The organism is Marinobacter sp. UBA2498 (assembly GCF_002341575.1).
Classification (GTDB): domain Bacteria; phylum Pseudomonadota; class Gammaproteobacteria; order Pseudomonadales; family Oleiphilaceae; genus Marinobacter; species Marinobacter manganoxydans.
Window position 1 is genome coordinate 51,968 of the sequence record NZ_DDOI01000067.1, and the last position, 11,322, is coordinate 63,289.

The 11,322-nt window shown below is 52.3% G+C and carries 10 protein-coding genes; 8 read left to right on the forward strand and 2 right to left on the reverse strand.

The annotated features are described in order from the left end of the window. From B2W52_RS09480 to B2W52_RS09515, 8 genes are all read left to right on the forward strand, one after another. On the forward strand, positions 1 to 418 hold a 418-nt coding region (locus B2W52_RS09480), incomplete at its 5' end, for a universal stress protein (RefSeq protein WP_286802715.1). 166 nt (positions 419 to 584) lie between these two features. After that, positions 585 to 773 carry a hypothetical protein gene (locus B2W52_RS09485; RefSeq protein WP_008169300.1) on the forward strand — a complete coding sequence of 63 codons (189 nt, stop codon included), beginning with the start codon at positions 585 to 587 and terminating at the stop codon, positions 771 to 773. 253 nt (positions 774 to 1,026) lie between these two features. Further along, positions 1,027 to 2,391 (forward strand): tyrosine-type recombinase/integrase, encoded by a 1,365-nt coding sequence (locus B2W52_RS09490; protein WP_273070023.1) that lies wholly within the window; start codon positions 1,027 to 1,029, stop codon positions 2,389 to 2,391. 109 nt (positions 2,392 to 2,500) lie between these two features. After that, the gene (locus B2W52_RS09495; protein WP_273070021.1) at positions 2,501 to 3,553 is read left to right on the forward strand and encodes a tyrosine-type recombinase/integrase; all 1,053 of its coding nucleotides are present in this window, start codon (positions 2,501 to 2,503) and stop codon (positions 3,551 to 3,553) included. A gap of 268 nt (positions 3,554 to 3,821) precedes the next feature. Continuing rightward, entirely contained in the window at positions 3,822 to 3,974 is a 153-nt protein-coding gene (locus tag B2W52_RS09500) for a hypothetical protein (protein WP_273070019.1), read from the forward strand. Positions 3,975 to 4,233: 259 nt separating this feature from the next. Beyond that, entirely contained in the window at positions 4,234 to 6,504 is a 2,271-nt protein-coding gene (locus tag B2W52_RS09505) for an ankyrin repeat domain-containing protein (protein WP_273070017.1), read from the forward strand. A 120-nt stretch (positions 6,505 to 6,624) separates the two neighbouring features. Beyond that, a complete protein-coding gene (locus B2W52_RS09510) occupies positions 6,625 to 6,789 on the forward strand; it encodes a helix-turn-helix transcriptional regulator (RefSeq protein WP_286802745.1) in 165 nt (54 codons plus the stop codon). A gap of 1,052 nt (positions 6,790 to 7,841) precedes the next feature. Further along, a protein-coding gene (locus tag B2W52_RS09515; RefSeq protein WP_273070013.1) for an IS3 family transposase occupies positions 7,842 to 8,974 on the forward strand; the annotation gives its coding sequence in 2 pieces (ribosomal slippage) (positions 7,842 to 8,112 and positions 8,112 to 8,974; 1,134 coding nt in all). Positions 8,975 to 9,055: 81 nt separating this feature from the next. Here B2W52_RS09515 and B2W52_RS09520 read toward each other — a convergent pair. Together B2W52_RS09520 and pglZ are read right to left on the reverse strand one after the other, a co-directional pair. Continuing rightward, positions 9,056 to 9,787 carry a hypothetical protein gene (locus B2W52_RS09520; RefSeq protein ID WP_273070011.1) on the reverse strand — a complete coding sequence of 244 codons (732 nt, stop codon included), beginning with the start codon at positions 9,785 to 9,787 and terminating at the stop codon, positions 9,056 to 9,058. After that, the coding region (gene pglZ / locus B2W52_RS09525) for a BREX-3 system phosphatase PglZ (protein WP_286802728.1) at positions 9,784 to 11,322 on the reverse strand (1,539 nt) is incomplete at its 5' end. The genes B2W52_RS09520 and pglZ, both read right to left, overlap by 4 nt.

The following is an 11,322-nucleotide window of genomic DNA, read 5'->3' on the forward strand; positions in this document are numbered from 1 at the left end:
CGTAGTCGCGTGTGACGGTTCGGAGCATTCATCACACGCCGCCAAAATGGCAGCAAAGTTTGCCAAAGCGACGAGCCAGCCACTCAAACTGCTTGCCGTCTTCCCCGGTACCAAGCTCGAGAGACTGATCGTAAGTGGCATACCGCAGAGTGACATTGACGAACAAGCCAGCGAATACGGACGCAAGGCATTTGATGCCGCGAAGCAGGCGGTAAGCGGGATTGTTGAGCCGGCGGAAGAAGTCCTGCTAAAGGGTGATCCGGCCAAGGAAATCGTCGAGTACCTCGATGAACATCCCGGCTCCCATATGTTTCTGGGGCGCCGCGGCGACTCTACGTTGAGAAGCCTCACTCTTGGCAGTGTGAGCGAGAAGGTCGTCAGGCATGCCCATCGTCCGGTGACGGTGGTTAGTGAGTAACCGGCAAAACTTGGTAGACTCTCCAAAGCCCGCATGAAGCGGGCTTTTCCATTCCTGATCCTCAATGCCCTCCATGTTTTGCCACAATTCATGCGAAAAACAACCGAGATAGCTCTGTGCCAGAGACCTTATGCTGACCGGGTAAATTCAACGAAACGAGGTGGCTATGAAGACTGCAGAGTTGATTGAGAAGTGGCTTGATAAGTGCGACCTGGCGAGACTGGCCCAGGAGCGCTACAAAGAAGATCCGAGCCCCACCAATTACTCGGAACTGAAAAGGGCCATGTGTGAGCGACGGTTGATGGAAGAGCGCATTGATCCCAGGACTAGCAATGCCCAAAGAATCCCAGCATGAGTCGGCTTTCTAGGGCGTCAGAAACAACAAAACCCGCACAAGGCGGGTTCTGTCTGAATTCTTAATGGTGCCCGGAGGCGGCACCATTTTCATGTCTCATCTTGCTGCAAGAAGTCTCTAACTGTTTGATCTGTATTATTAAATCTTCCTGATCGCTCAAATTTCAGTATCGTCTTGTCCTATCAAATCGCGCTTAATTGCGCGGCTAATGATGGGACAGATGATGGGGCATTGAGCTTCGGGAGGTTAGAGAATGCCGAAAATTGCACAAGAGCTGGGGGCTCTTCAGGTTAAAAGGCTGACCCACGGGACAGTTAAAAAAGCGGGGAAGGGGAAAAAGGTCGGTGACCCAATCCCGGCGCTGCATGCGGTGGGTGGCGTGAAGGGACTGTGTTTGCATTGTCGACCACCAAAGGGGCCGGAGGCGATTGGCGCACGCTCCTGGATATTGAGGATAACGGTCGGCGACAAACGCACAGATTTGGGGTTGGGGTCTTACCCAGAAGTGCCGCTCGCAATGGCTCGGGAGAAAGCCAGGGAGCTCAGATATCGTGTTCAGTTTGAAGGCTACGATCCGATTGCGGGAAAAAGAGCAGCAAAATCAGCGTTGATAGCTGAAAGAGCGCAACAGAGAACATTCGGCGATGTTGCTCAACAATACTTCGAGAAAAAATGCCTTGAGTTTTCAGGGAAGAATCCAGAGAAACAGAGACGTAGGCTGGAGCAGCACCTTGAGGACTACTGCCTCCCGGAGCTCGGCAATATCTTGATGTCGGACCTTGAACCTCGGCATGTCGTCCAAGCGTTAAACCCGATCTGGATGGAGAAAACACCAACAGCCGAGAGGGTGCGAATTACAATTTATAACGTTTGCGAAATGGTTCGGCATGACGGGATACTCCGAAACGGGCTGAATCCGGCCCACTGGCGCGGCAATCTGGAAAATTTCCTCGCATCACCAGCTGCTATTCATGATGAGGAGCACCAACCAACAGTCGGCTACGAAGGCCTTCCTCGATTTTGGATGCGGCTCCAGGAGCGAGACGCTATTCCAGCTCGTGCATTGGAGTTTCAAATTCTCACTGTAGCCCGCCCGGGAGAAGTGCGATTTGCAGAGTGGTCAGAGATAGACTTTAAGGAGCGAGTTTGGACGGTTCCGGGATGGAAGCTCAAGGGCCGTCGTGACAAGAAAAAGGACCACAAGGTTCCTCTGACTGACCGGGCTATTGAGATTCTAAAAATGATGCCCCGGGACAACGGAGCATACATTTTCCCTGGATACCGGGGAAAAGAAACGATGAGCGAAAACGCTCTTAACCTGACGGTGAAAGAGATACACCAGGCTGACATTAAGGCTGGCGGAAACGGCTTTATCGATCCGGAAACCGGGAAAGTTGCGACAGCTCATGGGATGCGGGCCGCCTTCAAGGACTGGGCAACGGAAGTCGGTAACGTGGAGGACTATGTATCCGAGCTCGCGCTGTCTCATATCGACACCTCATCCACTCGCGCGGCATACAAGCGAGGGCAGCTGATTCCAAAACGTCGAAAGCTCATGAAGGCGTTCGAAAAATACCTGTCCTCTCTTTCCCGTTCCGAGAAGGCTAGCAAGAAATAAGCCAGAGGCAGACGCGCCTAATTTCAATAATCGGTTAATTAGGCGCGTCAACTACTTCGCTGATTTCATTAATGTATTTCTTGCAAGTTTATTTTTCTCGGAGAAACCTATGAAAATCAATCGTAATCAAGACATTAATGTTAACCCTATTCTGAACAGCATTTCCGGTCCAATCCTGGTCGAGACACCGGTTTTTGCCACTGTCGCTCAACAATACTATGAGATGAAGTGCAGCGCGTTTGCCGGACACCACCCTGAGAAACAGGCGTTGAGATTGCAGATGATTCTGGAAAAGTACTGTTTGCCTTCACTCGCTGATATTCCGATGACTAAACTCAAGACGGGTGATGTTTTGCGGGTACTGAAACCCATCTGGGAAGAGAAAACGGCGGTTGCTGAGCGGGTAAGGGTTACTATTTCAAAGATTTTTGAAATGGCGCAGACTCTTGGCATTTGCCAAGAAGTTTCTAATCCGGCTGGCTGGTCAAACAATTTGGAGTTCTTTCTGCCGCGGCCTTCAGCGACCTTCCAGCCAACGCACCCGCCTGCAATCAATTATCAAGACCTCCCCCGGTTTTTTCGTGTGTCGCGTAGTTTGGATTCAACCCAAGTGCGAGCGTTGGAGGTTATGGTGCTCACGGCCGCACGTCCGGACGAGGTCCGTACTGCTCTCTGGGATGAGTTTGATCTCAATAAAAAGTTGTGGATGATTCCTGCATCGAAAATAAGGTACCAGCGTAACGGATGGGATCACATGATACCTATCCCGGAGCGAGTGATTGAGATTCTGGAATCCCTGACACGGAGTGAGAGTGACGCTGTATTTCCCGGGCTCAGGGGGCGGAAATTCCTAGTGGAAAGCGCTCTCAACAATGCCATTAAGAGAGTGCACCAAGCGGATCTGGAAGATGGCGGGCCCGGATTTCTTGACCCGGAAACCGGGAGAGTTGTTACTGCTTCTGGAATGCGCCGTGCCTTCAAAGCGTTTGCTTTAGAGGAAGCAGGAGCTTCAGAGCACCTCGTAAAGCTCGCGCTGTCCCAGTTGGATAGGGCAACTGTTAACCGATCACCTATTTTGGTTCAGGCGGTTTCAAAGCGGCGGGTGCTCATGGAACAGTTCGCGAAGTACGTCTTGTCCCTTGAGAATAACAGCCGCGAATAAAATGTAGGCTTGGTACTCAGTGGCCGGTTGCTAGCTCAGGGCAATGGGCCACTGACCAATTCCCGGCACATCCTGGTTCCAGACCGGGGTTTCATCCAAGACCGCACTGATCGTCCGACATGAGAACTTTGAAGTTAATGCCTTAAGGCATTCGATCGCAAGAATACCGATTTTCCCGCCAATCGCGCTGCTTACCACTGTGACCTCGTTCGGTACATTTGTCGGTGTCCATAACGGACAGCCAATAAACCGAGTAGAGGACATTCCCATGAGTAAGAAAGTATCCGCAAAGCCGATGACCAAATCCGATGCAGCTCGCATCCAGAGCGCCACCGCCCAACAAAATGGTGGTCAGGTACCTGCAAACTCGTTTGGTGCCAGAGCTCAGCGGGCATCGGCTCGGAACGCTGGCAAGAAGTAACGGTGAGAAGCGGGCCTTGTGCCCGCTTCCTCATTAGGGGAGAGTTTAATGAAACGGATCAGCAGTAACAAAGACGTGAACAAACTTGTCCATAGACTTTGCCGGGAGGGGTGGGTGTATCAGTCAGGGAAGAAACATGGGAAAGCGGAGCTACCCGGCATCGGCAAGGTAATCATTCCTAAAAGTCCCAGCGACCGGAAGGCCCTTCTCAACCTCACCCGGGACATCCGGCATCTAGAACAGCAGAGGTGCTGGACCAATGCCTGAATACAAGTCTCCTTACCCAAATCATTTGGAAATTGTGCGGGCACTTTCCCGAGCTTTGGACCTCAAGTACGAAAGCAAATTCCTCGATGATCAGGTAGCCAATCCGGATTTCGATTTCCGGTTTGTCGGGCGGGCGGTGAAGCGGGGGCTGCACGAGCCTTTGGAGCACCATGTTGATGCGCAATTTGCGAACGACATAGTCCGGTGGCTTGAACGTTTCTTTGAACAGTACAGTGCGTTTGTAGCCAAACTAAGCCTTGAGGGGTTGTCGCGCGAGAAAGCGGAACAGTTATTGGCGGCCCACCTATTCAGTTTTTATGGAGCCTTCGCGCTCAAGGAGTTATGCAGACGGCTCCAGGGACCGGCTGCTGAAACGCTGTTGAATGACCGAAAGCAAGCGATTGCGATCACGGCCTCCTGGGCCTCAGTGAAGATTCGCCCATGGCCTGGCTACGTGTCGACTTGGAGCAAACAACAAGCCGATCAATTCCGAAGGTGGCAGTCAGGAATTGAGTTGCCGTCGCTATCGTCACTGAAGACTCTTTTCCGTTCGCCAGAGGCAAGGGGGGTGTTGGGGCAAGCTGATTCGATGCGGCTCTATACTCTATTTGTAATTGCTCGGGCTGTAGATTGGTTTCGACGTCAGACATTTGGGCATATTGCACTGACCCATGGTTTAGGCAGCCTCCGCACCGGCAAACACCATAAGCCCATCGGCTATGTGCTGGCGGAAGCGCATTCTGCTGAAACGGTGGATACTCAGCGTCTGCATGCAGATATCAACTTTCTGGCAGAGGGCCTGAATCCTTTTAGGCCTAAGCAACCAGCTGATCGCGAACTGCTTCGAAGTAGGCTGACCGATTTCAGCCAAAAAAGACAGGCTTTTGATCCTATAGCCACGACTGTTTTCTGGGAGTATTGGTTTGAAGCCCGGTTTCATATGCTGTCGGGCTCATTAGAGCTGGCGGCCAACGATTACAAAAAGGCCTTTGAACATGCCTATTTCCGGGCAGGACGGAACCAGGAAACTATTATTCTGGAAGCTCTGGTGGTAACGGCGATGCTGGACCGCCCAGACAAAACTTTTCTGAAGAGGCTTCGCAACGCCCAAGTATTGCTTGGTATGGAGTTACCACTGAAACCTGAGCAGCAGGACTTCAGGTCCAAATACGATGACCACGTGGAGCCGTGGTTCATTGATTTTTATCGGGGACATTTCAGGAAAAGGTTTCCAGAATCTGGGGCGTTTCCGGGAGCAAAGTATCCACGACGCGATCAGGCACTGGTCGGGCCGATTCTGGTTACAGATAAGTTGGGGCACAAGAAGCCAGACCTTCGGCATCCCGACAGGCGAATCACCACTGGAAACGGCCCGAGTAAAAAGTGGCCGCAATTGGTCTATTACACCTGGTTGGGAGATCTGGATGCGGTTTCCGCTTTGCTTCAAGCCGGAGCAGATCCTAATAAGCTCTCTCAATCTGACGAGTCGGCTCTACTGCTCTCCATACTGGCCCTTGATGTTACCGAGCTGAGCAATCAAGACTTTGATCTCGGACTTTTTAAGGCCATCAGCTCGGCAGAGCATAATCATCAAACGCTGAATTGCCGGACGCAGAAGAAGAGACTTGCCCCCTTGCATGCAGCGCTCAATACGAATCAGATTGCGGTGCTCGAAACACTGCTGGACATGGGATGTGAGCCAGACTTTCGAGCCGGGGTCGAAATGAGTACCCCCCTATACCATTGTCTGGAAAAAATCGGCTTGCTGACAGGCAAAGCGTCCCCGCTGAAGCAACTTCAGAATGCACCTAATGACCAAATGCTGTTGGATACAATTCGCCGTTATTCCGGGGGACGAGAGGGGCTGACGCTCGAACAGGTGCAGACAAAGCTCCGCCAGCAATACAACGATCCTCGATATCAGTCTCTTCTCGCTGCGGTTCGGGATTTGCTCGTCGGAGAGGTGAAAAATCGCCTTGATCTGGGCCAACTCCGGACAATGGCTCGAATGCTCGTTCAGAGAGGTGCCGACCCGAATGCTATACATAGTTACCCGATTCAAGGTTACACACCACTGATGCTTGCCGTTGAGAATGACGAAGACGATCTCGTTGATTTCATGGTTGAACACGGCAATGGGTCATTGGATATGACCTATCTGGATAACAGGACCGGCAGAGAAATCGGCTGCAGGCAGATTGCTTCTTATTTCCAAGCCACAAATGTGCTGAAGCGCTTTTTCAGCTCAACCGGGAAAATGTAATGGAAAACTTGGCCTATTTCGGTGTAATCACGAAATTCCGCTAATTTGACGAACCTGCTGGGGCTTCCATCTCGCTAATGTATCTGTACCGATAAACACTAAAGGAGTACAGATATGTACATGAGAGATGAAGATGTGGCGAAGCGGTTTGGGGTAGCCCGGTCTACCATTTGGCGTTGGGTTCAGCTGGGTTGCTTTCCGAAACCCTATCGGCTCGGCCCATCCACGACGCGCTGGCACGAAAAGGACATCGTCGCTTTTGAGGAGCAGGCTGCGGGACGCTGACGACTTGCCTCGTGCATAAGCGTTGGTTTGTAGCCCGGACCTGGCGAGTGAGGGATTTCAGATTCATCAGTCGCCAGGTCTCGTCTCAATCGATGCTCAGGATATTCAACCCCAGTTTTCATGCTTCCGATCTGCAACATTGTGTCGCTCAAGTCCAGGCGGTCGCTAGCCGTTTAGCTACTTCTGTCCAAAGAACGTTTTCAAGGTGGTACCTGAACCAAAGTACGTTTTTAAGAGCTCACCTGAACCATTCCAGAGCTCGCTGGAATCGGAAAGCTGGGTGAAACGGGCTTGCCGGACAGTACATGATACCCCCGTCGAAGACGGATATGCTCAGAGATGGTTCGTACTTCGAGTTTCCGTAGATTGTGGTTCGTGCTTTGACCTCCAACCATGCACTGATCCATATCCCTCTCAATAGAAAAGAGTCTGCACTCCATGGCGCCTTTGAGTTAATGCGCAAAAAGCTGAATTTGACGACTCACTGAAGGTATTGATTTCGATAATGTATCTGTACCACATCAATCAACGCAAAGAGGTTCAGATATGTATTACAACGTCCATGATATCGCCGAACGCTATGGCGTAGCCCGTCACACCATCTGGCGGTGGGTGAAAGACGACTTCCTTCCCCGGCCATACATGTTCGGCCCGGGCGCAGCCCGCTGGTCGGAGGAGGATCTGCGAGCATTTGATGCAGAATGCGCGACCGTGGCGCCAAAAAATGAGTGGACTCCAAGTAGCCCCCAAGTGGACTAACGCAAGCCGAATGAATAGCAGCTGATCGCCTGGTTGGCTGGAAAGTCCACTGGCGGTGCATTTGGAGGACACTGAAGCAGGAGTTGATTACCGTCTTAGGCTGTCCTTTCTGCATGTCTTTCTGCAAGATTCGCGAATTTTAGGAATGCAGAAAGAGCTATAGCTTTGTTTCTCAATATATTTTTGATTTCTGGCTTTGCTTTCTATTCTGCAGGCAGCTGCATGTGAAGTGGACCCCAAATTTTGGACAGGTGCCTAAGCTCTGATTCATCATCTCCACGAGGAGGAGAATCATGAGCAAGAAACGCAAGCAATACAGCGCATCATTCAAGTCCAAAGTTGCTCTGGCCGCCCTCAAGGGTGACCAGACCACATCCGAAATTGCCGCCCGTTTCCAGATTCACCCCACCATGGTCAGTACCTGGAAGCGCGAGCTGCTGGAGAACGCTCCCGACCTCTTCGAAGGCAAGAGGAAGGCCGGCAAGCAATCCGATGAGCCCAGCACAGACGAGCTTTACCGGGAGATCGGTCGACTGACGGTGGAACGCGATTTTTTGTCGCGCAAGCTCGATCAGTAAGCCGTCAACAGCGGTTGGCGATGATCGAGCGTGGTCATCCCCAAGTCAGTCTTTCGCGCCAGTGCGAGCTGCTCAAGCTGAGCCGCTCATCGGTGTACTACGTCCCTCGTGAGCAATGTCAGGAGGATCTGGATCTGATGTACCTGATTGATCAGCAGCACCTGAAAACGCCGTATTATGGCTCTCGCAAGATGCGGGTCCACTTGCAGCACCAGGGCTACCGCATCAACCGGAAGCGGGTGCAGCGGCTGATGCGCACCATGGGCATTCAGGCCGTGTACCCGCGACCAAGAACCAGTGTTCCGGGCGACGGGCACAAGGTGTACCCGTACCTGCTCAAGGGCTTGAAGATCGATCGTCCCAATCAGGTTTGGGCAACTGACATCAGCTACGTGCCGCTGGCGCGGGGCTTCATGTATCTGGTTGCCATCATCGACTGGTACAGCCGCAAGGTGCTGTCCTGGCGGATCTCCAACACCATGGACACAGACTTCTGCGTCGATGCCCTGGAGGAGGCTTTACAGCGCCATGGAACGCCGGAAATCTTCAACACCGATCAGGGCGTCCAGTTCACCAGCGAGGCCTTCACAAGCGTTCTCAAAGAGCATGGCATCCGGATCAGCATGGACGGCAAGGGCTGCTACCATGACAACATCTTCGTGGAACGGCTCTGGCGCAGCGTCAAACACGAGTGCGTCTACCTCACTGCCTTCGAGGATGGCCGACACTTGAAGCAGGCGCTCCACCGGTACTTCCGGCATTACAATCAGACCCGGTACCACCAAACCCTTGATTACCAAACACCCGATGAGGTGTACTACGGGCAACCCATATCTCTGGCAGCCTGAGCCAGGGAAACAACCGGATCATAGCTTAGGGACACCATCAGGTTGTCCAACTGATTGGGTCCACCTCAATGCCTTGGAGCATCAGTCGCTTTGAGCCAGCATGACATATTGACTGCTGGGCCCTTGGGAGTGAACTGCAAGGTTGGGGCTTCTTGAAATCAGGTAACCCAGCGATTGCTCGAAACCAAAGGGATATAAAACAGCCTGAGAAGAAATTGCTGAAACCGGCAGAGCCTTGCCGACATAGCGCACGAGAGCTTCAATCAGCCAAGCGACGGCATCTTCATTGCTCACGTTAGTTTGAGGCAGCCTCACCAGTCGCTTACCTTTATCAGTGTGTTCGATGGCCCCCCAGTCTGCTTGGGTTTGAATCACTCGGTAGGTGGTTCGTTGGGTGCCTTCCCGCTCCCCGTAAATTTCGCTCATGCGCCGACGTACTTCTGCAACGGCGCAGTCTCCTTGTAACGCAGAAAGCCTTCCAATTAACTCAGCGACCTTGCCAAAAAATGGGTAGGTGGTAATGGCCATGCCCCAGGTCAAAACAGCCGCTGACACGCTTGGGTCATCTTTGAAAATGCTGATGCCTCGCTCAGCGAAATCCGAGAATTCAGGGTACGGCTGAAGCCACAATCGCTTGAGAACGGTCAGCGATTTTCGGCGAGCCTCCTTGCCCATTCCTGCTTGGTCTAGAGACTCATCCATATCCTCCATTGTCCCCATTCCAGCACGCGCTCGCAGAGCTGCAGCCGCCCATTCCAGAGCGATGAATCGATCAAACCCAATTTTCGGTGCTGAGGTTTTCTGGTCGGTCAATGTACGTAACTCACTTTCACAAATGGGACGATAAGCTCTTCCAAAGACATGCCACCATGCACAACAACCTGGTCGCCTTCAGGTACAAAGGCGCCTCGTCCTTGGGCAAACAGCGGCAGGAAATCGGTTGGTAGCCCCGGCACGTTAATATGAACAGTATCTGGGTTGGCTTTCGCTGTTTCCGCCAGCGTGGTTTCGTTGCGATAGGTACGAACCCTTTCTCCTCGAAGGTCGGCCCCCACACCCTGGTTTATACGGCCGATACCTGTGGCTTCTGCGTTGCCATGATCTGCTGTCAGGTAAACCTGATACCCGTTATCCAGCAAGTATCGAAACAGTCGCGTCACGAACCCTGATTCGCACCAGTTAGCTATTTGGGTGGCGACACCCTGCTTTCCCAGAACCGCTCCGTGTATTATCTCATCAACGGTATCTACGACCAATCCGGCTACCTTTACCGATGGATTGGAGAGTTTATCCTCCAGCGCCGGCAAATCATCGTTGCGTTTGATGGATTTTTGGAAGTAAACATCGTTGGGCCTTGCACCCTGATCTTGCCAAAACCGTTTCCAGTAGATTGGCTCACGCGACGTTGACTCTACATCGTCCGGAAACTCTCTTGGTCGTAGCCCTGAAAATAATGCTTGTCGAGATACCGAGGTAAGTGTGGGTAGCCATGCGAAGCACGACAGCTCGTTGAACATCAACTTGTCACAGGCTTTGACAAGGCTCTCGCGGACCTGAACCCACTGATCCAATGCCAGTCCGTCAAAGACGACAAGCGCAATTTTTTCCTGGTTGAGGTTATGTTTCATCGCCAGGTATCTGGGTACGTGATGAAGCATTACTGGACCGCGAGCAATGGGGAGTGAGGGCAGGTCGGCGTAGTGTTTTGCTACCCATTGGGCTAGCTGGTCATCCACATCCTGAACAAAAGCTCGCATTTCTCGCCGAATACCTTCCGCTTGGTAGGCATCCACGCTATGAAATCTGGACAGAATCTCTCCAAACCGGCGAGAGAAGTGCAGCCAGTCACGATAGCTTGAGTCTGAACCAGGCATCTCGTCAGATAGAGTTTTAGCGCCATCCAGAACAAGATCCCGCATCGCTTTGGGATCTTGGATAACTCCAGCCTTCGCCCACTCAGGCAGCTCAGAGGGCACCCCGTTTACCTCCATTGGGTGGAGTGTCCCATCCAGGAACATGGAATCAACGATTACCCGAATATCGTGGTGGTCGAACGGAATGGATACTTGGGGAATGTGCAATGAAGGCTGACCGTCGCTGATTCGACTCCCAGTAATGCCTAGCTCATGCAGGTACCGGTACCAGGAGTCTTGAACCGTTCTCAGTGCGAAATCCTTTTGCCCCATGAGACTGGCGACGGGTATGCCGTTAAAGGAGCTGTTATCTCCAATAACCTGGCTTATGTACTCGGCCAAGACCTCTGGCAGGCAAATATCTCGGTAATGCAACCGCAGCGTTTCTCGCCAGAAATCCTCTTCTTGGGTGATAAAGTGAGGGCTGAGACGAAA